The sequence below is a fragment of the Aquisediminimonas profunda genome, from assembly GCF_019443285.1.
Classification (GTDB): Bacteria; Pseudomonadota; Alphaproteobacteria; order Sphingomonadales; family Sphingomonadaceae; genus Aquisediminimonas; species Aquisediminimonas profunda.
This window is the reverse complement of record NZ_CP080327.1, coordinates 768,495-792,691: the sequence shown is the minus strand read 5'-3', so window position 1 is coordinate 792,691 and position 24,197 is coordinate 768,495. Positions and strand designations below refer to the sequence as shown.

At 58.4% G+C, this 24,197-nt stretch carries 31 protein-coding genes; 17 read left to right on the top strand and 14 right to left on the bottom strand.

Annotated elements, in window-relative coordinates; translation table 11 throughout:
• Nucleotides 1-86 precede the first annotated feature (86 nt).
• From K0O24_RS16905 to K0O24_RS04005, 5 genes are read left to right on the top strand one after another with little or no spacing between them, the layout of a single operon-like run.
• Entirely contained in the window at nt 87-1,493 is a 1,407-nt protein-coding gene (locus tag K0O24_RS16905; RefSeq protein WP_343211262.1) for a molybdopterin cofactor-binding domain-containing protein, read from the top strand.
• A complete protein-coding gene (locus K0O24_RS16900; RefSeq protein ID WP_343211261.1) occupies nt 1,417-2,271 on the top strand; it encodes a molybdopterin cofactor-binding domain-containing protein in 855 nt (284 codons plus the stop codon). Before K0O24_RS16905 ends, K0O24_RS16900 begins: the two co-directional genes overlap by 77 nt.
• Nucleotides 2,271-3,278 (top strand): ferrochelatase, encoded by a 1,008-nt coding sequence (gene hemH, locus K0O24_RS04015; protein ID WP_219894554.1) that lies wholly within the window; start codon nt 2,271-2,273, stop codon nt 3,276-3,278. Before K0O24_RS16900 ends, hemH begins: the two co-directional genes overlap by 1 nt.
• A gap of 31 nt (nt 3,279-3,309) precedes the next feature.
• On the top strand, nt 3,310-4,032 hold the full coding sequence (gene phbB, locus K0O24_RS04010) for an acetoacetyl-CoA reductase (protein WP_219894553.1): 723 nt from the start codon (nt 3,310-3,312) through the stop codon (nt 4,030-4,032).
• The gene (locus K0O24_RS04005; protein WP_219894552.1) at nt 4,032-4,265 is read left to right on the top strand and encodes a ribbon-helix-helix domain-containing protein; all 234 of its coding nucleotides are present in this window, start codon (nt 4,032-4,034) and stop codon (nt 4,263-4,265) included. Before phbB ends, K0O24_RS04005 begins: the two co-directional genes overlap by 1 nt.
• Here the strand turns inward: K0O24_RS04005 and K0O24_RS04000 are convergent.
• Genes K0O24_RS04000 through K0O24_RS03975 form a run of 6 tightly spaced genes read right to left on the bottom strand, consistent with a single transcriptional unit; the run spans nt 4,262 to nt 9,992 of the window.
• Nucleotides 4,262-5,173 (bottom strand): ParB/RepB/Spo0J family partition protein, encoded by a 912-nt coding sequence (locus tag K0O24_RS04000; RefSeq protein ID WP_246611121.1) that lies wholly within the window; start codon nt 5,171-5,173, stop codon nt 4,262-4,264. The genes K0O24_RS04005 and K0O24_RS04000 overlap by 4 nt on opposite strands.
• Nucleotides 5,170-5,952, bottom strand: a complete 783-nt coding sequence (locus tag K0O24_RS03995; protein ID WP_219894550.1) for a ParA family protein — start codon at nt 5,950-5,952, stop codon at nt 5,170-5,172. The genes K0O24_RS04000 and K0O24_RS03995 overlap by 4 nt, the downstream gene beginning before the upstream one ends.
• Complete coding sequence (gene rsmG / locus K0O24_RS03990; protein ID WP_219894549.1) at nt 5,949-6,590, bottom strand: 16S rRNA (guanine(527)-N(7))-methyltransferase RsmG; 642 nt, start codon at nt 6,588-6,590, stop codon at nt 5,949-5,951. The genes K0O24_RS03995 and rsmG overlap by 4 nt, the downstream gene beginning before the upstream one ends.
• Complete coding sequence (gene mnmG, locus K0O24_RS03985) at nt 6,587-8,416, bottom strand: tRNA uridine-5-carboxymethylaminomethyl(34) synthesis enzyme MnmG (protein WP_219895458.1); 1,830 nt, start codon at nt 8,414-8,416, stop codon at nt 6,587-6,589. Before mnmG ends, rsmG begins: the two co-directional genes overlap by 4 nt.
• A 53-nt stretch (nt 8,417-8,469) precedes the next feature.
• Complete coding sequence (mnmE, locus tag K0O24_RS03980; RefSeq protein WP_219895457.1) at nt 8,470-9,735, bottom strand: tRNA uridine-5-carboxymethylaminomethyl(34) synthesis GTPase MnmE; 1,266 nt, start codon at nt 9,733-9,735, stop codon at nt 8,470-8,472.
• A 2-nt stretch (nt 9,736-9,737) separates the two neighbouring features.
• Complete coding sequence (locus tag K0O24_RS03975) at nt 9,738-9,992, bottom strand: DUF6489 family protein (RefSeq protein WP_219894548.1); 255 nt, start codon at nt 9,990-9,992, stop codon at nt 9,738-9,740.
• Nucleotides 9,993-10,030: 38 nt separating this feature from the next.
• Here K0O24_RS03975 and K0O24_RS03970 point away from each other — a divergent pair, with 38 nt between their 5' ends.
• Together K0O24_RS03970 and K0O24_RS03965 are read left to right on the top strand one after the other, a co-directional pair.
• On the top strand, nt 10,031-10,525 hold the full coding sequence (locus K0O24_RS03970; protein ID WP_219894547.1) for a methylated-DNA--[protein]-cysteine S-methyltransferase: 495 nt from the start codon (nt 10,031-10,033) through the stop codon (nt 10,523-10,525).
• Nucleotides 10,522-11,208 (top strand): dienelactone hydrolase family protein, encoded by a 687-nt coding sequence (locus K0O24_RS03965; RefSeq protein ID WP_219894546.1) that lies wholly within the window; start codon nt 10,522-10,524, stop codon nt 11,206-11,208. Before K0O24_RS03970 ends, K0O24_RS03965 begins: the two co-directional genes overlap by 4 nt.
• Here the strand turns inward: K0O24_RS03965 and K0O24_RS03960 are convergent.
• The 7 genes from K0O24_RS03960 to hemE form a co-directional block, all read right to left on the bottom strand.
• A complete protein-coding gene (locus K0O24_RS03960) occupies nt 11,205-11,852 on the bottom strand; it encodes a YjbE family putative metal transport protein (RefSeq protein WP_219894545.1) in 648 nt (215 codons plus the stop codon). The genes K0O24_RS03965 and K0O24_RS03960 overlap by 4 nt on opposite strands.
• Before the next feature lie 15 nt (nt 11,853-11,867).
• Entirely contained in the window at nt 11,868-12,512 is a 645-nt protein-coding gene (locus K0O24_RS03955; protein WP_246611120.1) for a YjbE family putative metal transport protein, read from the bottom strand.
• Nucleotides 12,509-12,799, bottom strand: coding sequence for an antibiotic biosynthesis monooxygenase family protein (locus K0O24_RS03950; protein WP_219894544.1), 291 nt, complete (start codon nt 12,797-12,799; stop codon nt 12,509-12,511). The genes K0O24_RS03955 and K0O24_RS03950 overlap by 4 nt, the downstream gene beginning before the upstream one ends.
• A 9-nt stretch (nt 12,800-12,808) precedes the next feature.
• Nucleotides 12,809-14,065: a transcription termination factor Rho gene (gene rho, locus K0O24_RS03945; RefSeq protein WP_219894543.1), complete on the bottom strand. Its 1,257-nt coding sequence runs from the start codon at nt 14,063-14,065 to the stop codon at nt 12,809-12,811.
• A gap of 149 nt (nt 14,066-14,214) precedes the next feature.
• On the bottom strand, nt 14,215-15,351 hold the full coding sequence (locus K0O24_RS03940) for a serine hydrolase domain-containing protein (protein ID WP_219894542.1): 1,137 nt from the start codon (nt 15,349-15,351) through the stop codon (nt 14,215-14,217).
• A gap of 12 nt (nt 15,352-15,363) precedes the next feature.
• Nucleotides 15,364-15,804, bottom strand: a complete 441-nt coding sequence (locus tag K0O24_RS03935; protein WP_219895455.1) for a CopD family protein — start codon at nt 15,802-15,804, stop codon at nt 15,364-15,366.
• A complete protein-coding gene (hemE, locus tag K0O24_RS03930; protein WP_219894541.1) occupies nt 15,804-16,832 on the bottom strand; it encodes a uroporphyrinogen decarboxylase in 1,029 nt (342 codons plus the stop codon). Before hemE ends, K0O24_RS03935 begins: the two co-directional genes overlap by 1 nt.
• A gap of 294 nt (nt 16,833-17,126) precedes the next feature.
• On the opposite strand from hemE, the gene K0O24_RS03925 reads away from it, so the two are divergent.
• The 10 genes from K0O24_RS03925 to K0O24_RS03880 all read left to right on the top strand — a co-directional run bounded on the left by K0O24_RS03925 (nt 17,127) and on the right by K0O24_RS03880 (nt 23,588).
• Nucleotides 17,127-17,951, top strand: coding sequence for a pyruvate, water dikinase regulatory protein (locus K0O24_RS03925; RefSeq protein WP_219894540.1), 825 nt, complete (start codon nt 17,127-17,129; stop codon nt 17,949-17,951).
• Nucleotides 17,951-18,544: a Maf family protein gene (locus K0O24_RS03920; protein WP_219894539.1), complete on the top strand. Its 594-nt coding sequence runs from the start codon at nt 17,951-17,953 to the stop codon at nt 18,542-18,544. Before K0O24_RS03925 ends, K0O24_RS03920 begins: the two co-directional genes overlap by 1 nt.
• Nucleotides 18,541-19,353, top strand: coding sequence for a shikimate dehydrogenase family protein (locus K0O24_RS03915; RefSeq protein WP_219894538.1), 813 nt, complete (start codon nt 18,541-18,543; stop codon nt 19,351-19,353). Before K0O24_RS03920 ends, K0O24_RS03915 begins: the two co-directional genes overlap by 4 nt.
• On the top strand, nt 19,350-19,943 hold the full coding sequence (coaE, locus tag K0O24_RS03910) for a dephospho-CoA kinase (RefSeq protein ID WP_219894537.1): 594 nt from the start codon (nt 19,350-19,352) through the stop codon (nt 19,941-19,943). Before K0O24_RS03915 ends, coaE begins: the two co-directional genes overlap by 4 nt.
• 11 nt (nt 19,944-19,954) lie before the next feature.
• Nucleotides 19,955-20,695: a DNA polymerase III subunit epsilon gene (dnaQ, locus tag K0O24_RS03905; RefSeq protein WP_219894536.1), complete on the top strand. Its 741-nt coding sequence runs from the start codon at nt 19,955-19,957 to the stop codon at nt 20,693-20,695.
• A 50-nt stretch (nt 20,696-20,745) separates the two neighbouring features.
• Nucleotides 20,746-21,324, top strand: coding sequence for a ribosome hibernation-promoting factor, HPF/YfiA family (gene hpf / locus K0O24_RS03900; RefSeq protein WP_219894535.1), 579 nt, complete (start codon nt 20,746-20,748; stop codon nt 21,322-21,324).
• Between the two features lie 33 nt (nt 21,325-21,357).
• Entirely contained in the window at nt 21,358-21,825 is a 468-nt protein-coding gene (locus tag K0O24_RS03895; RefSeq protein WP_219894534.1) for a PTS sugar transporter subunit IIA, read from the top strand.
• 75 nt (nt 21,826-21,900) lie between these two features.
• Nucleotides 21,901-22,245 carry a DUF1491 family protein gene (locus K0O24_RS03890; RefSeq protein WP_219894533.1) on the top strand — a complete coding sequence of 115 codons (345 nt, stop codon included), beginning with the start codon at nt 21,901-21,903 and terminating at the stop codon, nt 22,243-22,245.
• A gap of 167 nt (nt 22,246-22,412) precedes the next feature.
• Entirely contained in the window at nt 22,413-23,060 is a 648-nt protein-coding gene (locus K0O24_RS03885) for a cell wall hydrolase (RefSeq protein WP_219894532.1), read from the top strand.
• A 48-nt stretch (nt 23,061-23,108) separates the two neighbouring features.
• Nucleotides 23,109-23,588, top strand: coding sequence for an MmcB family DNA repair protein (locus K0O24_RS03880; protein WP_219894531.1), 480 nt, complete (start codon nt 23,109-23,111; stop codon nt 23,586-23,588).
• Here K0O24_RS03880 and K0O24_RS03875 read toward each other — a convergent pair.
• Nucleotides 23,585-24,184: an ankyrin repeat domain-containing protein gene (locus tag K0O24_RS03875; protein WP_219894530.1), complete on the bottom strand. Its 600-nt coding sequence runs from the start codon at nt 24,182-24,184 to the stop codon at nt 23,585-23,587. The two genes, K0O24_RS03880 and K0O24_RS03875, sit on opposite strands and share 4 nt — an antisense overlap.
• Nucleotides 24,185-24,197: the final 13 nt, after the last annotated feature.

The following is a 24,197-nucleotide window of genomic DNA, read 5'->3' as shown; positions in this document are numbered from 1 at the left end:
GAAGGGCCTCCAACCAGCGACTCCAATTGCTTGAATTCCATCCCCGGGGCTTCCCCCTCAGTCAATCAGGCCTTAAGCCCGACTAGATGGAGTTTTCACGGCGATCCTTGCTGGCAGGGGCAGCAATTGGTGGCGGGCTGGCGATCGGCTGGGCGCTCTGGCCGCGTGCCTATCCCCCGAACCTGGTCGCAGCTCAGGGCGAGAGCATTTTCAATGCATGGCTCAAGATCGGCACGGACGGCCATGTGACCGTTGTCGTGCCACAGGTCGAGATGGGCCAGGGCAGCTACACAGTCATCCCGCAAATCATCGCCGATGAGCTGGGAGCCGATTGGCGCACGATTGCCGTAGAACCGGCGCCGCTCAATCCCGTCTATGCAAACGCTGTTTTTGCCGAAGAATGGCACGAAGGCTGGTGGCCAGAAGGAAAGGTGCAAGCAACCGGCGGATCCTCCACTGTTCGGGGGTACGAACTGGTCGCACGACAGGCCGGGGCGGCTGCTCGTGCCCTTCTGTGTCAGGCCGCAGCCCGTCGCTGGGACGCCGACTGGCAAGCCTGCGACACAGAGGGAGGCTTTGTGACGCGCGGCGATGATCGCCTGCGCTTTGGAGAGCTTGCAGAGGAAGCGGCTCGAGAAAGCCTGCCCAAGGACATTCCCCTGCGAACCGGCGGTGGCCTCAACCGGATCACCGGGCGCGGCATGAACCGGCTCGACATTCCTGCAAAACTCGATGGTTCAGCCAATTTCGCGGGCGATATCCGCCTTCCGGACATGGTTTTTGCCTCAATCCGGCAGGGACCACTGGGCGATTCGATCTTGCAATCGGTTGACAAGGGCGCCGCCGACCGGATTTTCGGTGTGCTCGACATTGTGGAGCATGAGCGATGGGTAGCCGCAGTTGCAACCAACTGGTGGGCGGCCAATCGAGCGTTAGATGCGATGCGTCCGAGGTTCCGTAATCGGGATCGATTTGCAAGCGACCGGACAATTGACCGGGCGCTTGTCAATGCACTCGCCAACGAAGGCACGCGCGTGGCCGAAGCGGGTGATGTGGATACGGCCTTGGCCAATGCCCGTGTCTCGTCAGCCGAATATACGGTCGGGCTCGCTCCGCACGCAGCCCTTGAGCCGCTGAGCGCAACAGCCACACTCGTGGATGGCAAGCTTCAGCTTTGGATCGCCACCCAACTGCCGGGTCTGGCACGCGATGCTGCAGCGCGCGCGATCGGGCTCGACCCCGAAGATGTCACTGTGCATCCCATGCTTGTGGGCGGCTCATTCGGGCGGAAATACGAGGTTGAGATTGCCGGGCAAGTTGCAATTCTGGCGCTCAGGCTCAAACGGCCGGTTCAGTTGACCTGGTCGCGGGCCGAGGATTTGATGCACGAGCCGTTCCGCCCGGCCGCGCGCGCGGATGACAGCGCGGCTCGGCCGGGCAGGACATATCGACGGCTGGCTGGCCCAGATTGCGGCGCCAAATGGACTTGGTGAAATGCGAACACGCACCTTGGGTGGTAGGTCGGCCGATGACGCACGACGATACCATTCCGGCAAGGCCCACCTGCATGCGGTAGAAGGCGCCGCGCCATCCTATGCGATCGAGAATTTCGGCGTTGACCACCATCCGGCCGACATTGGGGTGCCAACGGGTCCCTGGCGGGGTAGGGCACACAGCTACACCGCGTTTTTCAATGAATGTTTCATTGATGAACTGTCCCGCGAAAGCGGTGTCGAACCCTTTTCGTTCCGAATGGCGATGCTCGGGGGCAATCCGCGGCTTGCCTTGTGCTTGTCCAAAGTGGCAACCAAAGCGGGCTGGGAGGGCGGCGGCCAGGGCACAAGCCAAGGTCTCGCTTGTCATTCCATGGCGGGAAGCCATATTGCCGTGCTCGCCGAAGCGCAACTCGACGACAGCCAGCGCGTCCGGGTAAGCCGGCTGGTTGCTGTCGCGGATGTCGGACGCGTCATCAATCCGGACATTACACGACAACAGATCGAAGGGGGTCTATTGTTCGGTATGGGCGCTGCAATCGGCAATTCCATCGCAATCGAACGGGGGGTTGCTCGGCCGATGCGTTTGCGCGACCTGGGCTTGCCCAAGCTTGCGGACATGCCGGAAATTTCGGTTGAACTGATTGCCAGCAATGCAGCACCGGGAGGCGCCGGGGAATTGGGCGTCCCGGCCGTTGCTCCGGCCATTGCCAATGCACTTTTTGCGGGCAGCGGGCGACGCATCCGAAACCTGCCACTTTCTCCGGCGAATTTCTGATGGTGCGGCCAGCCGATCATCCCCCGGTGCAAAACGGTCGCATTGGCGTCCTGCTGATCAATCTCGGGTCGCCTGAAGCGCCGACGACAGCGGCCGTAAGCACCTATCTGAAGGAATTTCTTTCCGACCGGCGCGTGGTCGAGATTCCACCACTGCTTTGGCAACCGATCTTGCGCGGGTTTGTGTTGACGACGCGGCCACGCAGGTCTGCTCATGCATATGCGCAGATATGGACAGAAGAAGGCTCACCGCTTGTTGCCATCACCAGGCGCCAGGCAGAAAAAATACAGACTGCATTGGGAGGCGATGTCATAGTCGATTGGGCGATGCGCTATGGCCAGCCTTCGATCGGCGACCGCCTTGCCGCGCTGCAGGCCGCTGGGTGCGACCGCATCCTCCTAGCGCCGCTTTATCCGCAATATTCCAGCGCGACGACCGCGACCGTGTTTGACGCAGCGGCGGCGGCACTTGCAAAGATGCGCTGGCAACCCAGTTTGCGCGTCCTTCCGCCTTATTATGATGATGCGGCCTATATTGCTGCACTCGAAACCAGTGTGACGACGGGTCTGGCATCCTTGTCGTTCGTACCTGACACACTCATTGCCAGTTTTCATTCGCTCCCTGCACGCACCCTTGACCTTGGCGATCCCTATTACTGCCAGTGCATGAAGACAGCGCGCCTCCTGTCCGAGGCATTGGGCCGCGAGCTGAAGATAAGCTTCCAGTCCCGGCTTGGCCGCGCCAAATGGCTCGAGCCGGCAACAGACGTGACGCTGGCCAGCTTGCCGCAGGCTGGAGTGCGCAAGATCGCGATCATCGCGCCCGGATTTGCAGCAGACAATCTTGAAACACTCGAGGAACTGGCCATTCGAGGGCGCGAATCGTTCATTGACTCGGGCGGAACCGATTTTGCCTACCTGCCCTGCCTCAACGACAGCGCCGCCGGGATTTCCATGCTCTCGACTTTACTTTCGCGTGAACTTGCAGGTTGGCGAACGGCTCCCTAATCTTGCCGAAAGGGAATAGAGGAGCAGCACGATGGGCAAGGTGGCAATTGTAACCGGTGGAACGCGAGGCATTGGAGAAGCGATCTGCGTCGCGCTCAAGGATGCCGGCTTCACGGTCGCCGCCAATTATGCAGGCAACGTCGATCGCGCCAGGGCATTTACCGAGCGCACGGGCATTCCGGCATACCAGTGGGACGTTGCTGATCACACAGCCTGCCTGGAAGGCTGCGCCAAAGTCGCGGCGGACCTTGGCCCGATTGATGTTGTCGTCAACAATGCTGGCATCACCCGCGACGGTACCCTTCTCAAGATGAGCTATGACGCCTGGAAGGAAGTCATCGATACCAATCTGGGCGGCTGCTTCAACATGGCCAAGGCAACATTTGCGGGCATGAAGGACAGGGGCTGGGGACGTATTGTCAACATCGGATCGATAAACGGCCAAGCGGGGCAATATGGCCAGGTGAACTATGCTGCTGCCAAGTCCGGCATTCACGGGTTTACCAAGGCGCTGGCACAGGAAGGCGCGAAGTTTGGCGTAACCGTCAATGCAATTGCCCCAGGCTATATCGACACGGACATGGTTGCGGCAGTCCCGGCGGATGTGCTTGCCAAGATTGTCGCCAAGATTCCGGTCGGTCGGCTCGGTCAGGCCAGTGAAATTGCTCGCGGCGTTGCCTTTTTGTGTTCTGAAGATGGTGGATTCATCACCGGGTCGACCATGTCGATCAACGGCGGGCAACACATGTATTGATGACGGGGCCAATCAAGCGCTCGGTCACGATTGCGGGCCATGAAACCTCGATCAGCCTCGAGCCGGTGTTCTGGCAAGCGCTCAAAACGTCCGCAGAAAATCAGTCGCTGCCGCTCAATGCTCTTATTGCCCAAATCGATGCACATCGAATTGAACGCGACAATCCGCCGAACCTCGCAAGCGCGATTCGCGTTTGGCTGATGGAACGGGCCGTGGCCCGTTTGGACAACTAAATCGGTTCGCCGCTCAGCCGCTGGCAAATCATGTCGAGTTGTTCCAGCGAAGAATAGGAGAGCGTCATCGTTCCCGAACGCGCCTGATGGTTGATCTTGACCTTCAAACCCAACATGTCTGTCAGCTGCCGTTCGAGCGCCAAAAGGTCCGGATCTCCAACGCGATCGCCTGAGCGGGCGTTGCGCGTGCGGGTGGGCGCTTTCGCCTTTTTGACAAGTCGCTCGGTTTCGCGCACCGATAAGCCGCGTTGGACGATCATCCGACCCAGCGACAATGGATCCTCCGCCCCCAAAAGCGCCCGCGCATGACCCATGGTAATCTCGCCAGCGGTCAGCCAGTCATGCACCGGCAGGGGCAGATTGCGCAGCCGCATGAGGTTCGCCACATGGCTGCGCGATTTTCCGACAATCCTGCCCAAAGCTTCCTGCGTGTGCCCATGGTCATCGATCAGCCGCCGATAAGCCTCACCCTCTTCCCAGGCATTGAGCTGTTCACGCTGGATATTCTCGATGATCGCAATTTCAAGCGCAGTAACATCATCAAATTCTCTAACAATTACAGGGACTTGATGGAGTTGCGCTCTTTGGGCGGCACGCCATCGGCGCTCGCCCGCTATGATTTCATAGTGCCCGTCGTGGTCAGGGTCGCGCACAACAATGGGCTGGAGCATGCCTCGTGACTTGATCGATTCGGCCAGCTCATCAAGGGCATCGTCCTTGAACGTCTTACGTGGCTGGTTGGGAAGCGGGCGCAGTCGATTGACATCGACCATTCGAACCCCATCGGGCGTATTTCCGTCGAGCGCTACTGGCGCTTCCCGCTCGATCTCACCCAACAACGCAGACAGACCCCTACCGAGACCGGTCGGGCGTTTCTTCAGGGGGGCGGAAGGCGTTTCTTCGCTCACGCTGCCGCCTTCTGCCGCGGCAGCCGTCCAATCAGTTCCCGGGCCAAGGCCATATAGGCTTCCGAGCCGGGACATTTGTGATCATAGATCAGTGCCGGCAATCCGTGGCTCGGCGCTTCGGACAGGCGGACATTGCGCGGAATCACCGTCTCAAACACGGCCTTGCCGAGGCAGGTGCGCACATCCTGCGCCACTTGCTCGGTCAGTCGGTTGCGGCGATCATACATCGTAAGCGCCACGCCAAGAATCGAAAGTGTGGGATTGAAACGACCTCTAATCCGCTCAACTGTCTGTAATAATTGACTTAATCCCTCAAGCGCGAAAAACTCGCATTGGAGGGGAACGAGCAGAGATTGCGCCGCAACCATTGCATTCAAGGTCAGAAGACCAAGAGACGGCGGACAATCGAACAGCGCAATATCCCATTTGCCGGGTGGCGCCGTCTCGAGCGCCGTCAACAGGCGGTGCGTCCGCTGTTCGAAGTCGACCAGTTCGATTTCGGCACCGGACAGATCAGGCGTTGATGCAATGAGATCCAGTCGCGGGATGCGGGTCGCGATCACGGCATCGGCAAGGCCGCATTCCCCGAGCAGCAAGTCATAGCTTGAACGCACGCGTTCGGCCTGGTGAATGCCGAGCCCCGTCGATGCATTCCCCTGAGGATCCAGGTCGACCAGCAACACTCTCCAACCGGTCGCCGCCAGAGCCGTCGCAACATTGATTGCCGTCGTGGTCTTCCCCACGCCACCTTTCTGGTTTGCAACGGCAATTCGGATCATCGGGCTCTTTTCCTCGGTCTTACGCCGGTAGCGACGATAATCGCTGCGTCGGCATCAGTCTGGCTGGATTCCACTTGAAAACTACCCTGCCACGAACTGGCGACCGATTCCAGTTCTTCGCGCACGCTTCGGCCTTTCGGCAACAACCAACGCGTCTTTTCTGTGGAAAAGCGGTGGGCAAGTCCCAGAAGTTTGCCCAAGGGCGCAAATGCGCGCGCAGATATCGTGCCTACCGGAAATGTTTCTAGTGTTTCAAGCCGCCCGCAATGCACCTTGACGTTGGTCAATCCCAGAGACTTGGCCTGATCCACAAGGAATTCGAAGCGCTTTCGCCGCGATTCAACCAGAATGACGGGAAAGTCAGTCAGGATCGCTATGATCATGCCTGGGAAGCCGGCACCTGTGCCAAGATCAAGCCAAGGGCCGGGCACATCGGCATCCGAACGACCAAGACGCAGCAGCTGGGCAGAATCCATGATGTGGCGGCTCCAGATATTGGGAATGGTCGCAGCGCTGATCAGATTTTGCTTAGAGTTCTCCGCGATTACGGCAGCGGCAAATGCCTCAAGCTTGATCATTGTTTCACGTGAAACATCAAAATGACGAATCAGCCATTCCCTGGCTTCGTCTTCAGTCATGCTGCTGCCCGTCTTGCGCTCACGAGAATAGCGGCCAGGGCCGCTGGTGTAATACCACGAATCCGCTCGGCAGCTCCAAGCGTTGCCGGGCGCGCCGCCTCAAGGCGTTCGACCATTTCATTCGAAAGCCCGGCAATCGCGCGATAGTCGATCAAATCGCCGAGCCTTATCGTCTCATTGGCCCTCATCGCCCGAATCTCGGCCTCCTGGCGCGCGACATAGGGCGCGTAGCGAGCGTCCTCGATAACCTCTGCGACAATGGTAGACTGCCAGTCCGCCACTCCGGGAAATATGTCTTTGAGGCTTTTGGCATCCAGCCCCGCAATGCGAATGAGATCGAACAGGGAGTGCCTTTCCCCATCCGTCCTGCGCGGATCGCGTTCCATCTTGCTTTTGAGCAGATTGATCAACGCAGCACGTTCCGAACGGTGCCGCTCAAACCAGTTGCGCCGCGCAAGTTCGACACAGCCGACATCAATGGCGATCGGCGTGAGGCGTGTTGCTGCATTGTCCGAACGGAGCCGCAATCGATACTCCGCACGCGCCGTGAGCATCCGGTATGGCTCTGTAATGCCTTGCAAAACAAGGTCATCAATCATCACGCCAATATAGGAAGAGGCGCGATCGAACAGGATGGGCGGTCGCCCAAGCGCTTGCGCCGCAGCATTCAAGCCTGCCACCAGACCCTGCGCAGCGGCCTCTTCGTATCCGGTTGTCCCGTTAATCTGCCCGGCGCAGAACAGCCACTCAATGTCCTTCAGGGCCAACGTCGGGTGCAAAGCGCGCGGGTCGACATGGTCATATTCAACCGCATAGCCGGGCTGCGCGATCTCGACCTTTTCAAGTCCCTTGATTGTGCGCAGAAAGGCCAGCTGCACATCCGCTGGAAGAGACGTCGAAATTCCATTGGGATAGACGAGCGTGCAGTCCAATCCCTCCGGCTCAAGGAAAATCTGGTGCCCGTCCCTGTCCCCAAAGCGGTGGATCTTGTCTTCAATCGAAGGACAGTAACGCGGCCCTTGCCCTTCGATATGCCCTGCGAACAGCGGAGACCGATCGAGGCTCTTGCGGATCACCTCGTGAGTGTGGCTGTTGGTACGCGTGATTGCACAGAAAAGTTGCGGTGTTTCACGTGAAACATTGAGATCCGAGAACGTCCAGCTTGCCTCATCAGACGGCTGAGACTCGAGCACCGCCCAATCAATCGTGCGCCCATCAAGACGCGGCGGCGTGCCTGTCTTGAGCCGCCCCAGCGGCAACTTGCGATCGCGCAACTGTGCGCCAAGGGAAATCGAGGCCGCCTCTCCCACTCTGCCGCCAACTGTCTGGGATTCTCCGCAGAACATCTTGCCATTGAGAAAGGTGCCCGTCGCCAGGACAACCGAACGGGCCTCGAGTTGCTGTCCGCATCCGAGAACCAGCCCCGTGACCCGCTCGCCGTCAAATCGCAGCGATGCGGCCTCCGCCTCGACGATTTCCAGGCCAGCCTGTGCGTCGAGCAGGCGATGAATCGCGGCCTTGAAAAGCTTCCTGTCCGCCTGGATTCGGGGCCCCTGAACTGCGGCTCCTTTTGACGCGTTGAGCATCCGGTAGTGAATGGCAGCCGCGTCGGCGGCACGCGCGATAATCCCGTCGAACGCATCGACCTCGCGCACGAGATGTCCCTTGCCGAGTCCGCCGATCGCCGGATTGCAGGACATGGCTCCAATCTGGTCGCGCCGAAAACTCACAAGAGCCGTGCGCGCACCCATCCGTGCGGCAGCAGCCGCAGCTTCGCAGCCCGCATGGCCTCCACCAACGACAATGACATCGAAACGCTGCATGATGGCGCCGCTACGCCCGAAGTAGCAAATTGCCAACCTGTTTCACGTGAAACATCCTATTTCCCGATACACATGCTGCCAAACAATGCGTCGAGCATATCCTCCACGCCGGATCGACCGGTCAACCGGTCTAGCTCACTTCGCGCCTGGCGGAGGTGCTCGGCAACGATCAGGAGATCATCTTCGGCTGCCGCCCGCACAAGTGAATCCCCGACTGCCCGCAAAATGGACTTGTGGCGGCGATTGAGTGCGAGAGCGCCCGGCTTGGGCAGCAGACCGCGCGCGCGCACCAGCAGTTCAGACTTCAGCTGTGCAATGCCCTCGCCCGACACGACGGACACCGGAAGGCCGAGCCGTCCCGCGTCCAGGTCCGATTTGGCGGCCACGAGCAGTGCACCAGAAGGGGTGCTCGCCGCGTCCCCGAGCCAGAGTATGACATCGGCGGATGCCAGGGCATCTTCGGCGCGGGCCACACCGATAGCCTCAATGGCATCGTCGCTTTCCCGCAAGCCGGCTGTGTCGATCAAGACGAAAGGCACGCCGTCCAACGCAATGACTGCCTCGATCCTGTCGCGCGTCGTGCCGGCTATATCAGAGACAATCGCCGCCTCACGATTTGCTAATACATTGAAAAGGCTCGACTTTCCTGAATTCGGGGGACCAGCAAGAACAACGCGAATGCCATCGCGCAACCGCTCTGCACCCGGCGCGGCCAAGAGACTTGCCATCTCGTCTGCCAGCATTGCCAAATGTGCGCGAACAGCTGATGCGTCCCCGACATCATCCTCGTCGGAAAAATCCAATGCCGCCTCAACCTGCGCTGAAAGCCTCAACAGCTCGCTTTGCCAGATTTCAACCTTGCGGCCCAGCCCGCCCTCCGCAAGCGTCAGGGCAGATTGGCGTTGGCTTTCCGTTTCGGCCGCGAGAAGGTCGGCAAGGCCTTCGGCTTCCGAAAGGTCGATTCGTCCATTTTCAAAAGCCCGGCGCGTGAACTCTCCGGCCACTGCAGGACGAAGACCGGGAACCTGCTGCAATGCGTCGAGAACAGAGAATACCACGGCTCGCCCTCCATGGAGGTGAAGCTCCGCCAGATCCTCGCCTGTTGCGGTCCTGGTGCCGCAAAACCACAGAATGAGTGCGTGATCGAGCAGGGTGCCGTGATCGTCATGGAGTGCTCGATAGACTGCTCGCCGTGGTTCAGGCAGTTTGCCAGCCAGTGTCTCAAGCGCGGTGGCGGCTTGCGGACCGGTAATCCTGACAACCGCGATGCCCGCGGGCGGCAAGCCGCTGGACAAGGCAAAGATCGTATCGCGTGTTGACAGGCTCAATCCTTTTTCTTCTTGCCCGATCCGTCGCCGCCGGAAAACTGACCGATCAAGTCCTTGACGAAATCAACGCCTTGTCCCCCCATCGGAACCCAATTCCGCACCATCCCTTCGACCATGTCCGGCGTCAGCCCCTTGGTCATGACGGTCTTCATCTGATTGAGATAGACTTCATGCACACCGGAAAGATCAGGCAAGCCAACCAGGCGGCGGACCTCTTCTGGGGTGCAATCGACGTCGATATTGAATTTCATGGCTGGTCTCCATTGGGCCCGGTGCTAAACCTTGCCGCATGTGCGCCGCGCCCGCAACTGCCCGTATCGAAACACCGATCGGCATGATCGAACTTGTGGCAAGGGATGACGCCCTGACGTCAGTTCGGATCTTTCCGGGAACCGGGAAAGAAGTGGCAGATCGACAGAATTCTGCCCTTGACTGCGCGGTCGAGCAAATGCGCGACTATTTTGCCGGTCAGCGCAAATTCTTCGATCTCCCGCTCGAAGCCGCTACTTCGCCGGAGGCTCACCAACTGCGCTGCGCAATTGCCGCCATTCCCTTTGGCGAGACGGAGACTTACGGCGCAGTTGCGCTGCGGGCGGGAACGATTGCCCGGGCAATCGGTCAGGCTTGCAAGTCCAATCCGTTTCCGATCATTATCCCGTGTCATAGGGTCATTTCATCGTCAGGTCGCGAATATTACTCTGCCGGAGCCGGCCCTGAAACAAAGGCCTGGCTGATCGATTTTGAAGCTGTACACTCCCATGGAATAAGGACACGATTGCTATGAGCACGATCCAGATTGGCGATTTCTCCGCCTATATGGCCGAACCGCAGGGAACGCCGCGCGCGGCGATCATCGTCATCCAGGAAATATTTGGTGTGAATGCGGGTATTCGCCAGAAATGCGATAACTGGGCGAAGCTTGGTTATCTGGCAGTCGCACCGGATCTTTTTTGGAGAATCCGTCCCGGAATTGAGCTCAACCCCGATGTCGAATCCGAGTTCCAGGAAGCGTTGACTCTCTTTGGCCAGTATAGCGCCGACAAGGGCACAGACAAATCGATCGTAGATATTGAAGAAACGATCCACGCTATTCGTGCCCGCGGCGTTCAAAAGGTCGGTGCGGTCGGATTCTGCCTTGGTGGCCTGCTGGCCTATCTCACAGCCTGCAGGACAGACATCAACGCATCCGTCGGCTATTATGGTGTCATGATTGACCAGTTGCTGGGCGAATCTCACGCGATTGCTCACCCGTTGATGCTCCATATCCCAACCGCAGACCATTTCGTCGGGCCCGAAGCGCAAGCAGCGATCCATGAAGGTCTGGACAACCACCCCAAGGTCACACTTTACGATTATGCGGGCCTGGATCATGGCTTCGCAGCTGAAATGGGAACGCGGCGGAACGAAGGCGCGGCACGTCTCGCAGACGCTAGAACTGTCGATTTCTTCGCAAACAACCTGCGCTAGCGACCAATGAAAGTCATCAGGTGCGGATGGACATCGTGCCATCCGTCCCAGATCATCTTGCCCGCAACCCACACAATGACTGCAAGGCCGATCCACGCAATCCAGCGATAGCGCTCGATATATTTGGCGATGACATTTGAGGCCGCGCCCATCAGAATAACCGAGAGGATGAGGCCGATCACAAGCACATTCGGATGCTCACGCGCCGCTCCTGCGACCGCCAGGACATTGTCCAGACTCATGCTGACATCAGCGAGAGCGACGCTCCACGCGGCTGCCGCAAAGCTCTTACGCGCGGCAATGCCCGAATGCTCATCCCCCTCAATTTCCGGAGATCCCGCACTTTCCCCGCTGTGACGCAATTCGCGGTACATCCGCCATGCCACCCAAAGCAGCAGAAAACCGCCGGCAAGGACGAGGCCGACAATCCCAAGAAGCTGACTGACGGTCAACGCGAAGACAATGCGCAGCACCAGCGCTGCAAGCACGCCAAGCATGATGACCTTCTTGCGGTCAGCCTCTGGCAATCCGGCAGCAAGCGCACCCACAACGATCGCGTTGTCGCCCGCAAGGACGATATCGATCATCAATATCTCGAAAAACGCTGTGAGCGCTGCTGGCTCGAATAAGGTGGTCAGGTCCATCGCTTGTCTATGGCCTCAGACGACCGAGGATACAATGATCGGAGCAACCTGGTGTGCGCCTTCCCAAACCATCTTGAGCGCAACGTAGAGAATGACGAGCAATCCGATCCAGGCGATCCAGTGATAGCGCTGGACAAGCTTGGCAACGAGATTGGCCGCCAAGCCCATAAGAGTGACCGAAAACGCGAGCCCGAAGAAGAGAACGGTAGGATGCTCGCGTGCAGCCGCTGCTACAGCCAGAACATTGTCAAGGCTCATGGAAAGGTCAGCAAGCGTCACCTGGATTGCCGCCTGGAGGAAGGTCTTGGTCGGCGGCGGCCCTTCGACTGCGAGCGTTCCCGGATCATCAGCAACGACAATATTGGCCGGGCGGAGCTCGCGATACATGTTGAACGCGACCCAAAGCAGCAAGAGTCCACCTGCCAGCAAAAGCCCGGTAATTTTCAGAAGCCAGGTCGCAACCAGTGCAAAGGCGATGAGAAACACCAGCGCCATGCCGACGCCGAACATCAGGACGCGCTGTCGGTCCCGGGCAGGAAGACCCGAAGCAAGAGTTCCCATGATCACGACGTTGTCACCTGCCATGGTGAGGTCGATCAGGATGACCTGCAACAGTGTTGCCATGCCTGCCGCCGTGAATACGTCAGCGAAATCGATCACAAGACATCTCCGAAATAGGCAACCGTCGGCATTGGATCATAGAAGGGGTGCAACAGGGAGCGCCATTGCTGATAACGATCCGACTTGCGAAACCCGTCCCGATGATCAGCAATTGTGTCCCATTGGACAATCAAAAGATAGAGCCCCGGCGCTTCGCATCCCCGTCTGACCTCGATCCCGCGAAAGCCGGGCGAAGCCTCAATGAGCGGCTTCGCTTCGACCAGCGCGGCCTCGAACGCCGCTTCCTGGCCCACCACGACCTGCAGCAACGCATGCTCAAGGATCACGGTCTGACCCTACTGATTCATTGAATCGAAGAAATCCTCGTTTGTCTTCGAATCCTTCATCTTGTCGAGCAGGAATTCCATCGCATCAACAGTGCCCATCTGCATGAGGATACGACGAAGCACCCACATCTTCGAGAGATTGCCCTTTTCGACAAGCAGCTCTTCCTTGCGCGTGCCTGACTTTCCGACATCGAGCGCTGGGAAAATGCGCTTGTCTGCAACCTTGCGGTCAAGCACGATTTCCGAATTGCCGGTGCCCTTGAATTCTTCGAAAATCACTTCATCCATCCGGCTGCCCGTATCGATCAGGGCCGTGGCAATGATCGAAAGCGAACCACCTTCCTCAATATTGCGCGCTGCACCGAAGAAGCGCTTTGGACGCTGCAGCGCATTTGCATCGACACCGCCGGTCAGTACCTTTCCGGATGACGGGACAACCGTGTTGTAGGCGCGGCCGAGGCGCGTGATCGAGTCCAGCAGGATGACAACGTCCTTCTTGTGCTCGACAAGCCTCTTGGCCTTTTCGATGACCATTTCGGCAACCTGGACATGGCGTTGTGCCGGTTCGTCGAAGGTTGAAGAAACGACTTCGCCCTTCACCGATCGTTGCATGTCTGTCACTTCCTCTGGCCGTTCGTCGACCAGCAGGACGATCAGGAAAACCTCGGGGTGATTATCGGTGATGGCCTTGGCAATGTTCTGAAGCAGCACCGTCTTGCCGGTGCGGGGCGGCGCAACAATCAGTGCACGCTGACCCTTGCCCTGCGGAGAGATGATGTCGATCACGCGTGCCGACTTGTCCTTGACCGTCGGATCCAGTGTATCCAGCCGCAGCTTCTCATCCGGATAGAGCGGGGTGAGGTTGTCAAAATTGACGCGATGCCGGACGACATCGGGATCGTCGAAATTGATCGCCGTGACCTTGTTCAGCGCGAAATAGCGTTCGCCGTCTTTCGGCCCGCGAATTTCGCCTTCGACGGTATCGCCGGTGCGCAGACCGTGCTTGCGGACCTGGTTTGGCGAGACATAGATATCGTCAGGACCAGCGAGATAATTGGCTTCAGGCGAGCGCAGGAAGCCAAAGCCATCCTGCAGCACCTCAATCGTACCCATGCCCATGATCTGCGTGCCGTTTTCGGCTTCCACTTTCAGGATCGCGAACAGAAGGTCTTGCTTGCGGAGCGTTGATGCTCCTTCAACGCCCAGCTCTTCCGCCATTTCGACGAGTTCTGCCGGGGTCTTCTTTTTAAGTTCTTTCAAATGCATGTCTTGGATTCCGTATGGAATGTTTTGGGAGAACCGCGAACAGCGAAATCAGGGATTGAAATAAGCTGCTGAATGGCGCGAACGGCCCAGCGGATGCAGGGGAATTAGGTCAGCAGTATCACGAAGTCAAGAATTGACGAAATCGCCGACTAATCGAATGGCTTCAAGCGATCCCGCAGTGGCTTGCCAAGATCCAGGATTGCCCGATTGGCGGCCTCGCTGCCCAAATTGCTGACGAAGAGGATGATGATATTGTGCTTGGGCATGATGCGAACATCTGCAATCCAATACCCATTGCTTCCACTGTGCGTGAGCAGCAGCGGCTTGCCCTGATCGTCAAGCTTCACGCCCCAGCCCAAGGCATAATGTTCGCTGACCGGCGTGTGAAGGATGCGATAGGTTTCAGGAGACAGGAGCCGCCCCCGTCCATGCGCGCCATCCAGTTGATCCTGCGCAAACAGCATCCAGTCAGCCAAGGTCATATGGATCGTTCCGGCAGGGCCAATGGCTAGCGGATCCTGACCTTCAGGATCATTGGGGTTCAGCGCAACCAGCTTACCGCCACTTTCCTTGTGCCCCCAAGGCGCATCAATCTTCTTCGCATGACCGGGAGTGCCAAAGCCCCCTTGGTGGATACCAAGCGGCTTGAAGACTTCCCGCCTGACGAGACTCTCCCAACTTTTTCCCGTGCGTCGTTCCGCTATCGCACCGGCAACGATATAGCCGATGTTCGAATATGAAAATTCGCCGATAGGAGATGCGGGCGGCTTTGCCAGATAAGCACCGGCAATAGCCTGTCGCTGTGCCTGAACACCCTTGGCCGTTGCAATGACCCGCTTGAATTCGGGAAGATCGGCATCGTCCGTCAAGGGTGGAAGTCCGCCCGTATGGCCAAGCAGCTGCACCAGAGTAACCGAGCGATAGGCCGGGTCCATCGTCGTAGCCAAATCGGGGAGCAAATCCTGCAGCCGGTCTTCGAACCGCAGCAACCCCTTGTCGACTAGGCGGGCAATCATGGTTGCCGTGATGGCCTTCGTATCCGATCCAAGCTCCCATGGGTCCTGAAGCGATACCTTGTCCGGATGTCCAATCGCGCGCAGCCCCTGCGCCGAACTTGCAACAGTCTTTCCATCGATCTGAATCATCACCGCCGCAGCCGGAAGCTGATCCTTTGCACGAACCTCAGCCAATAATTGGTCGAGAAAGACCTGGTGACCCGTGTCGGCGACTGCCGCGACAGGAAGGCTCAAGGAAACCAACAAAAGCAGCAGTTCGAGAACGCGCATGGTCCTCTCCTTTCAGAAGGGACGAACAATGACCATGATAACGACAATCGCCGCCGCAATGCCCGGAATTTCATTGAGCATCCGCAAGGTCTTGCTGGTCAAGGTTCGGGATCCTTGCGCCAGCTTCTTGCTATAGGCGGCCATCCAGCCGTGAAAACCGGATAGTCCCAGAACAACCGCAAACTTCAGGTGAAACCAGCCCTGCCCAAAGGCACCAGTATCGAGGACAAGCAGCAGGCCGAACAGCCAGGCCAGGATCATCGATGGGTTCAGGATGATCTTGATCAGCCGACGTTCACGCTCGGCCCAGATCTGATTTTCGGCAGACAGAGGGTCAGCTTCCTGATGATAGGCCAGAAACCGAGGGAGCATGAACAGCCCCGCCATCCAGAAGATCACGAATATGACATGGGCTGATTTGACCCAAGGATAGGCGTTGCCCAGAAACCCGATCATCCGCGTACCATCCTCAGCAAGGCCTCCACATTTTCGATCGGCGTGTCGGGAAGGATGCCGTGGCCCAGATTGAATATGTGCGGACGGTCCGCGAAAACGCTCAAGAGTCGCTCGACAGCGGTTTCCAGAGCAGCGCCTCCTGCAATCAGGGCGAGCGGGTCGAGATTGCCTTGCACCGGAAGAGACTTTGGCAGGCTTGCATCGGCCCATGCCGGATCGACTGTCTCATCCAGCCCAAGCGCATCCACCTGCGTTTCGCGCGCATAAGCCGGAAGCTTTCCGCCAGCGCCCTTGGGAAAACCGATTATCGGCGTGTCCGGATGGCGCGCCTTCAATTGAGAGACAATTGTCGCATTGGGCGCGATGACCCACCGTTCAAACTGCGCCGGACTCAAGCTGCCAGCCCAACTGTCAAACAACTGGACAGCATCGACGCCTGCCTTGATCTGGCCTGAAAGATAATCGACCGTCACACCAATGATTGCATCGACAAGGGCCTGAAACGCGACCGGATCGCGATACGCAAAGCGCCTCGCCTCTGCCTGCTCGCGACTGCCTTGCCCTGCAATCATATATGTCGCAACTGTCCATGGACTCCCTGCAAAGCCCAGAAACGTTGTTTGTGCGGCAAGCCCTGCATGAACCTGTCGGACGGTCTCGTAAACGGGATCAAGCCTCTGCGGGACAGCCGTGAGTGTCTCGAGTGCATGATCGACGAGTCTGGGGGCAAGTCTTGGCCCCTCGCCCTCCTCAAACCACAGGTTCTGGCCCATTGCGTGAGGCACAACCAATATGTCGGAAAAAAGTATGGCACCGTCAAAGCCGAACCGTTTGATCGGCTGGAGTGTCACTTCTGCGGCTGCAGCCGAATCATTGACCAGTTCGAGAAATCCGCCCTTCTTTGCACGAAGGGCACGATATTCGGGGAGGTAACGGCCAGCCTGACGCATAAGCCATATTGGCGGCGTTGCCTGGTGTTCACCCCTTAGTGTCGCCAGCAAGGTTCTCTTCGTCATGTCGGCCATGCTTACTGAATCATTTCTATATTAAAGAGGATTGTAGTTGTTGTTAGTGGCAAGGTTCACCGGGTTTATGCGTTGTCCCGCAAATTGCCAACACTCCCCGCGATCCGTTGCCCCCGAAAACCCTGCGAGTCGCGCGAGCTGTCCCTGTAATCCACAGGCGGTGGATGAAATCGGGTTGTTGTTGAAAGACCTGTGGACGGAATCCGGCGGCATGGGGTTGAATTGCGGGCTTGGATATGTGCAGGTTTTTGGAGTAGCCCTATCCCCAATGTTGTCCACATCCTGCCGTCCAGCGTGAACCGCCTTCATCTCCACCTTGTCTCTGACTCGACCGGAGAGACGCTCGAAACTGTGGCGAAGGCTGCGCTTGCGCAATTCGACTCCGTTGAAACCATCAAGCATTTCTGGCCAATGGTCCGTTCCGAAGGGCATTTGACCAGGATCATGGTCGATATAGCCCAAAACCCCGGACTTGTTCTCTATACGATGGTCAACGCCGATGTGCGCAGGACCCTTGAAGCCAAATGTCGTGCTCTCGGCTTGCCTATGGTTGCTGCGATTGATCCTGTTGTCCACGCTCTCTCCCAGATGCTCGGCCAGACCGCAAAGGCCCGGCCGGGTGGACAGCACATGCTTGATGCGGCCTATTTTGCCCGCGTCGAGGCCATACAATACACCATCGCGCACGATGATGGCGTAGGTCATGAGAATTGGGAAGAGGCAGACATTCTTCTTGCCGGCGTATCGCGCAGTTCCAAGACGCCAACCTCGATCTACCTTGCCAATCGGGGCTACAAGACAGCCAATATTCCGATCGTCCTGGAATCGCCTCCGCCCGACAACCTGTTCAGCCTGAAGCACCCGCTTGTGGTCGGATTAGTGACAAGTGCGGACAGGCTTGTCCAGATCCGACGAAACCGGCTCCTGTCGTTGAACCAGATGCCAGACACTGATTATGTCGACCAGGAGGCAGTGCAGCGCGAATTGGCCTATGCGCGGCGCATGTTTGCCGACAATGGCTGGCCGGTTATCGATGTGACACGCCGCTCGATTGAGGAGGCAGCGGCTGCCATTATCAATCTCTACAATGAACGCCATGCTGGCGAGGCCTTGGCTTGATGCTCGTCCTTGCTTCAGGGAGCATTGGACGCCGCACGTTGCTCGAACAGGCGGGGGTTCCGCATGACGTCATGTCAGCATCGATTGACGAAGCGGCAGCGAAGGCGCCACTCAGGGCGCGAGGGCTGGGTCCATCCGCCATTGCCGATGCACTTGCAGAATTGAAGGCTTTGGAGGTTTCAGAAAGGCGTCCGCAAGATCTGGTTCTGGGCTGTGACCAGACACTGGCGCTCGAAAACGGCCTGGAATTCGACAAGCCGCCGGACCTCTCGACCCTTGCGGAACAGCTCCGCATGCTGTCCGGAAAGACACACTCACTGTACAGTGCAATGGTCATTGCTCAACAAGGGCAGATCGTGTGGCGAAACCGCGAATCTGTGCGGATGACAATGCGGACATTGTCGGATCAATTCATCGCAGATTATCTTGAATCCGAAGGTGATGTCTTGCTTGGTTGCGTAGGCGGATACCGGATCGAAGGGCTCGGTATACAACTCTTTTCGCAGATCGAAGGGGGTCACTTTGCCATAATGGGTCTGCCCTTGCTGCCGCTGCTCGCCTATCTGAGGTCGGAGGAGATATTGCCAGCATGACAGGGCGCTATGCAGAAGTGATTGGCGATCCGATTGCCCATTCGAAATCACCCCTGATCCATAACTTCTGGCTCGAGAAGCTTGGCATTGATGCGGCATATCGTGCCACGCGAGTCCCTCCTGAAGGGCTAGGGCGATATTTCACCGAAAGGGGAGAAGACCCCAATTGGTGCGGTTGCAATGTCACGATCCCGCACAAGATCGCGGCGCTCGAGCATGTCTCCGATCCGGGCGGTATCAGGGAGTCGATCGGGGCCATCAACACGGTTGCACGCGGGCCGGGCGGAGGGCTCTTTGGCACGAACACCGATGCGGCAGGATTCCTGGGGCCGATACTCGATGTCCCGCTGGAGGGAGCTCCTGTCATCCTTGTTGGAAGCGGCGGGGCTGCCAATGCCATCCTGTTTGCGCTGGCACAGGTCGGTGCCGGGCCGATCACGATGCTGGCGCGCAACGCCCTGAAGGCGGCCGGTTTGCTTGCCCGGTTCGGCCTGAAAGGCGAGGTCAAGCCGCTCGCTTCGTCGCTGCCGCCAGCCGCGCTCCTGATCAATGCCAGCCCTCTCGGGATGAAAGGGCAGCCCTTGCTTCAGCTCGATCTGTCGCCGCTTCCGGACAATGCGATTGTCTATGACATTGTCTATGCCCCGCTCGAAACTGCCCTGTTGCGTGCGGCGAGAGATCGCGGGCTTGAAACAGTCGATGGCCTGGAAATGCTGGTGGGGCAGGCAGCGCTGGCGTTCGAACTGTTCTTCGATGTCCCGCCGCCGGAGGGATATGACGAGGAACTTCGGGCAAAGTTGGTGCAATGAAAATCCTCGGCCTCACCGGGTCCATCGGAATGGGCAAATCGGCTGTCACGGCCATGTTCCGCCGGGCGGGCGTGCCGGTGTTCGATGCGGATGCAGCCGTTCATGTGTTGCAAGGGCCGGGTGGTGTGCTGCTGCCCGCGATCGAGGCACGCTTTCCCGGGACGACCGGGCCCGCCGGCGTCGATCGTGCGAAACTCGGCGCCGCTGTCTTTGGCAAGCCGGATGAGCTCAAGGCCCTTGAACGAATTGTCCACCCTGCTGTCGGCCGTATGCGCGCGCGCTGGCTCAGGCGGCACCGCTCACAGCCGGTTGTCGTGCTCGATATTCCGTTGTTGTTTGAGAAAAAGGGATGGAAGGCTGTGGATGCAGTAGTTGTGGTTTCCGCGCCGGCCTGGATGCAGCGCAAGCGGGTCCTCGCGCGTTCCGGAATGACGCCGGGAAAATTCCGCCGGATCCTTGCCCTTCAGACCCCGGACGCAGAAAAGCGCCGCCGAGCCGATTATGTGATCACGACAGGCTGCCTCAAGTATGAGACCGAAGCCCAGGTTCGGCGGCTTGTCGCTTGCCTCCGCGCCAAGAAGGGTCGATAATCGTTCACGGAATGCGAGAGATTGTCTTTGATACGGAAACGACCGGACTGAGCCCGGCCAGCGGTGATCGCATGGTTGAAATCGGATGCATCGAACTCGTCAATCGCGTCGAAACCGGCAACAGCTTTCATTCCTATTTCAATCCGGAAAGGCCGATGGATCCGGCCGCTCAGGAAGTGCATGGTCTCTCGGATGCCTTTTTGGCCAACAAGCCATTGTTTGAAGACAGAGTTGAAGAATTGCTCGATTTCCTCGGTGACTCTCCCTTGGTTGCCCATAATGCCCGATTCGACTTTTCCTTCCTCAATCATGAACTCGGCGCCTGCGGGCGGCTCCACATATCGGAATCCCGAATGGTTGATACGCTGGCTCTGGCCCGCGTCCGACATCCCGGTGCCAAGCACAGTCTTGATGCGCTGTGCACGCGTTATGGCATTGATCGTAGTCACCGGGTCAAGCATGGGGCCCTTCTTGATGCCCAGTTGCTCGCGCAAATTTATGTCGAACTCACAGGCGGACGACAGATCGGGCTGTCCCTTGCAGACACACTGGCAGAAGAACGCTCGAGCGACGCACTTGGTGCTGGGGCGGCATCTGCGGCTGCCAAGCCTGCGTTTCGTCCGGCCCGTCCGCATCAAGCCACGGAGGAGGAGCGCATACGCCATCGCAAATTCATTGAACTTCTGGCCAACCCCTTGTGGCTCGATGGCCCTTTGGCAGAAGAATACACCACCGGAATCGGTAGCAATTGACGACGACGCGGCGCGCGCCTAGAGCGCGCCGCTCTGATTGGAGGTCAAGCATGGAAATTCGCGTTTCAGGGCATCAGGTCGATACCGGCGATGCACTTCGCACCCATGTGAACGATAGGCTGCAGGCGATTGCGAGCAAATATTTCTCGCGCGCGCTGTCGGCTCACGTCACCTTCGGCAAGGGGCCCTTTGTCCATGGTTTTGGCTGTGATATTGTGGCGCACGTCATGCAGGGCGTTGTCCTCAAGGGCTCGCACACTGCGCAGGATGCGCATCTGGCGTTTGACGGCGCCGCTGACAAGGTGGAGCGCCAGCTTCGGCGATACAAGCACAGGCTGAAGGACAGGACGGGTGGCGGGATCGACGCATTGCCGGTTATCGAAACCAATGCGGGCTACACCGTTTTCAACGCTGCGGAAGATGCAGAAGAAGTTGGTGATGCTCCCCTTATCATTGCCGAAACACGAGTCGATATTCCCGATGCTACGGTTTCGGACGCAGTGATGATGCTTGATCTTCGAAATACGAATGCCCTGCTGTTCAAGAATAGTGGCAGCGGCGTCCTGAATATGGTGTACCGCCGTGGCGACGGCACGATTGGCTGGGTCGAACCCCAAAGAGCCGACTGACTTTGATCCGGCATTGCAGAATTAGGATATCATATGGGTTTTCTCGGCGACATGATGAGTGCGGGCGCAGTTGCATCGGCAGTAAACGCACCGAACAAGAAGGCCTTGTTTCAGCAACTCGGCACTCTTGCCGAGCGGGAATATGGTCTTGATCCAAATGAAGTCGTCGAGCGTCTGACCGAAAGGGAGCGCCTGGGATCGACCGGCTTCGGCAAGGGCGTGGCAATTCCGCACGGGAAGATCGAGGGCCTTGCGCACATTGTTGCGGCTTTTGCGCGCCTTGAACCGCCCATCGATTTCGAAGCCATCGATGATTTGCCGGTCGATCTGGTTTTCTGCCTTCTGTCCCCCCCGGATGCCGGCGCGGAACATTTGAAAGCGCTTGCGCAGGTCAGTCGCTGGCTCCGAGATCCGGGGTTCGTCGCCAAGCTTCGCGGCGCAGGGTCGGATGACGCGGTCTATGCCCTTTTCGCAGGCCAGGAAGAGCGCCATGCCGCCTGATGGCGGTATGCACACTCCGAGTCCTGTCCTGTTTTCTTTGTGTGATGACGCGCCCTGTCGCGTGGTACTCGCCATATGAGCGACGCGCGCTTGACCAGCACAATGGTGGCCAGCGCCCTGGTGCGCCTGGCGGGCCAAATCGGAGGTTTTGCTGCTATCATTGCGAAGGGAGATGCAACGTCCGGTGCACTTCTCGTCCAGATCCTTGAAAAGGGAGAGTTTTTCGCACTTTTCGAGCGCCTGCTGGACTCATCAGGAGCCTATGTGTGGACTCGAACGGGCCCTCAAGATGCTGAAAACAAAGAGTTACTTCAGCAATATCTTGATCGCCGGCAATCGCGCGACCCAGACCTCTGGATTATTGAACTGGACGTCCCGGATGCGGAACGGTTCGTCGCGGATAGACTATCCGGCGCTTGACTCTGTTGCGATGCACAATCAGAGGCGCTGTCCATATGTAGGCGCGTAGCCTTGTCGTCACCCAAAATGTTGTAGGGCTTTGGACAGGGACGTAGACAGGGGATGATCGCGAAAACCGGGTATTGGGGTTTTCGGCCAGACCATCCACTGCACAAGCAAGTGTGAAGATGAGTCGTTTGAAGCGGACCGCTATTTGTGCGGCCCTTTCGATTTTTGCCGTGGCCGCGCTCAGCGGATCCGGCGCGGCCTCGGCTTTCGGGGCGGCAGATGTTGTTGAAGCAGAGCGGAGCTCATTGCTGCCAGGTGCGGTTTATGAGGCAGCCGCCCAAGAGGGCGAAACGCCCGTTGATTATACCATTATTCCCGAAACACCCGAATCGCCGTTGGCTGGTGACGAGACGCGCGTGACCTTGTCGCAGCTTGTGGCTCTGCATGCGGGCTCGGAAACGTCGAGCCGTGAAGAAGAGTGCCTGGCCGGCGCAGTGTATTTCGAAGCCAAGGGCGAGCCGCTTGACGGCCAGCTTGCGGTTGCTCAGGTGATCATGAATCGTGCCCGTTCCGGGCGCTTTCCATCGTCGGTTTGTGGCGTGGTTTTCCAGCCCAGCCAATTCTCGTTCGTCAGGGGCAACAGCTTCCCCCCGATCGCACGCAGCAGCCATTACTGGCAGCAGGCCGTCGCAATTGCCAAGATTGCGGGCAATGACATGTGGAATTCCACGGCTGGCAGCGCGCTCTATTTCCATGCGCGCCGCGTTTCGCCGGGCTGGCGCCTGAACCGGGTCGCGACAATCGGCAACCACGTCTTCTATCGCTGATTCGCAAAAGCCCTCGATTTCGTTCCTGACTTGTTCTATGGCGCAGCCATGGATTCCATGGACTATGGCCCCGAGGACAGGCTGGTCGCGGCAGATGTCGCACGCGGTGTTTCGCGCCTCTTCTTGCGGCACGACTTGCTGAGCATTGCCGAAGTGCCTTTGGGCAATGGCCGCCGGGCCGATCTCTTCGCTCTTTCGCCAAAGGGGCTGGTGACCATTGTAGAAATCAAGGTTTCGAAGGCAGATCTGCTTGGCGACTCGAAATGGCCCGACTATCTTGATTATTGCGACCGTTATTTTTGGGCAGTGCCCCAGGGCTTTGATCTTGGCCTGATGGAACGGCCGTCCTTGATGCCGGAACGCACGGGGCTGATAGTCGCGGATCGCTACGATGCGGCCATCCTGCGCGAAGCGCAAAGCACGATGCTGGCACCGGCCCGTCGCAAGGTTGAAACGCTTCGCTTCGCGCGCCGAGCTGCCCGACGATTGCTGGTCTCGATCGAAGCAGAGGACGATACTGCCTTTTAGTTTGGCCCCGCAGCCTTGGGCGTCGTTGTCGCAGGTTTTGTCGTTTCCAAAAGCTTCAGAATTGCTGCTGATCTGCGGTCGCGGATGGCATAGTCACGCGCAGAGAGGCCAGCGCCCGAATCAACCTTGTTGGGGTTGGCACCGTTGGCCATCAAAAGTTGGACCATCGCTGAATCACGATTCTGGACCGCACGAATCAGCGGGGTTTCGCCAGAGCTGTTTGTCAGGTCGACACTGGCCCGCTTCGCCAGAAGTGCCTGGGCCCCTTCAAGAAAGCCGATCTGCGCCGCGATCATGAGCGGTGTGTTGCCGCGCGCATCGCGCATGTCGGTCTTTGCACCGCGGGACAGCAGGAATCGCATCCAGGTGGCATCGCGTTCGCGGGTCACGATGTGGAGCGCTGTTTCACCGGTTGTGGAATCCCGTGTGTCGATAATCACATTGCCGGGCTTTGAGATGATTTCGGTTGTCTTGTTTCCATCCCGGTCCTTGACGGCCTTCAGGAAATTGTAGCTGTCCGAAAACTGCGCAAAGGCTACGCCCGGAACAAGCAGCCCGAGCAGCGCCATCGCCTTGAGGGATTTTAACATCGTCATGCCTTGTTGCCTT

Excerpts from the sequence above, each read along its gene's own strand:
- K0O24_RS03875 (WP_219894530.1), bottom strand. The coding sequence starts at position 24,184 with ATGACGATGTTAAAATCCCTCAAGGCGATGGCGCTGCTCGGGCTGCTT.
- hemH (WP_219894554.1), top strand. The coding sequence starts at position 2,271 with ATGGTGCGGCCAGCCGATCATCCCCCGGTGCAAAACGGTCGCATTGGC.
- dnaQ (WP_219894536.1), top strand. The coding sequence starts at position 19,955 with ATGCGAGAGATTGTCTTTGATACGGAAACGACCGGACTGAGCCCGGCC.
- K0O24_RS03970 (WP_219894547.1), top strand. The coding sequence starts at position 10,031 with ATGTGCGCCGCGCCCGCAACTGCCCGTATCGAAACACCGATCGGCATG.
- hemE (WP_219894541.1), bottom strand. The coding sequence starts at position 16,832 with ATGGCCGACATGACGAAGAGAACCTTGCTGGCGACACTAAGGGGTGAA.
- coaE (WP_219894537.1), top strand. The coding sequence starts at position 19,350 with ATGAAAATCCTCGGCCTCACCGGGTCCATCGGAATGGGCAAATCGGCT.
- K0O24_RS04005 (WP_219894552.1), top strand. The coding sequence starts at position 4,032 with ATGACGGGGCCAATCAAGCGCTCGGTCACGATTGCGGGCCATGAAACC.
- K0O24_RS03915 (WP_219894538.1), top strand. The coding sequence starts at position 18,541 with ATGACAGGGCGCTATGCAGAAGTGATTGGCGATCCGATTGCCCATTCG.
- hpf (WP_219894535.1), top strand. The coding sequence starts at position 20,746 with ATGGAAATTCGCGTTTCAGGGCATCAGGTCGATACCGGCGATGCACTT.
- K0O24_RS03890 (WP_219894533.1), top strand. The coding sequence starts at position 21,901 with ATGAGCGACGCGCGCTTGACCAGCACAATGGTGGCCAGCGCCCTGGTG.
- K0O24_RS03940 (WP_219894542.1), bottom strand. The coding sequence starts at position 15,351 with ATGCGCGTTCTCGAACTGCTGCTTTTGTTGGTTTCCTTGAGCCTTCCT.
- rsmG (WP_219894549.1), bottom strand. The coding sequence starts at position 6,590 with ATGACTGAAGACGAAGCCAGGGAATGGCTGATTCGTCATTTTGATGTT.
- K0O24_RS03895 (WP_219894534.1), top strand. The coding sequence starts at position 21,358 with ATGGGTTTTCTCGGCGACATGATGAGTGCGGGCGCAGTTGCATCGGCA.
- K0O24_RS03885 (WP_219894532.1), top strand. The coding sequence starts at position 22,413 with ATGAGTCGTTTGAAGCGGACCGCTATTTGTGCGGCCCTTTCGATTTTT.
- K0O24_RS16905 (WP_343211262.1), top strand. The coding sequence starts at position 87 with ATGGAGTTTTCACGGCGATCCTTGCTGGCAGGGGCAGCAATTGGTGGC.
- K0O24_RS03995 (WP_219894550.1), bottom strand. The coding sequence starts at position 5,952 with ATGATCCGAATTGCCGTTGCAAACCAGAAAGGTGGCGTGGGGAAGACC.
- K0O24_RS03920 (WP_219894539.1), top strand. The coding sequence starts at position 17,951 with ATGCTCGTCCTTGCTTCAGGGAGCATTGGACGCCGCACGTTGCTCGAA.
- phbB (WP_219894553.1), top strand. The coding sequence starts at position 3,310 with ATGGGCAAGGTGGCAATTGTAACCGGTGGAACGCGAGGCATTGGAGAA.
- K0O24_RS16900 (WP_343211261.1), top strand. The coding sequence starts at position 1,417 with ATGACAGCGCGGCTCGGCCGGGCAGGACATATCGACGGCTGGCTGGCC.
- K0O24_RS03975 (WP_219894548.1), bottom strand. The coding sequence starts at position 9,992 with ATGAAATTCAATATCGACGTCGATTGCACCCCAGAAGAGGTCCGCCGC.
- rho (WP_219894543.1), bottom strand. The coding sequence starts at position 14,065 with ATGCATTTGAAAGAACTTAAAAAGAAGACCCCGGCAGAACTCGTCGAA.
- K0O24_RS03965 (WP_219894546.1), top strand. The coding sequence starts at position 10,522 with ATGAGCACGATCCAGATTGGCGATTTCTCCGCCTATATGGCCGAACCG.
- K0O24_RS03960 (WP_219894545.1), bottom strand. The coding sequence starts at position 11,852 with ATGGACCTGACCACCTTATTCGAGCCAGCAGCGCTCACAGCGTTTTTC.
- K0O24_RS03880 (WP_219894531.1), top strand. The coding sequence starts at position 23,109 with ATGGATTCCATGGACTATGGCCCCGAGGACAGGCTGGTCGCGGCAGAT.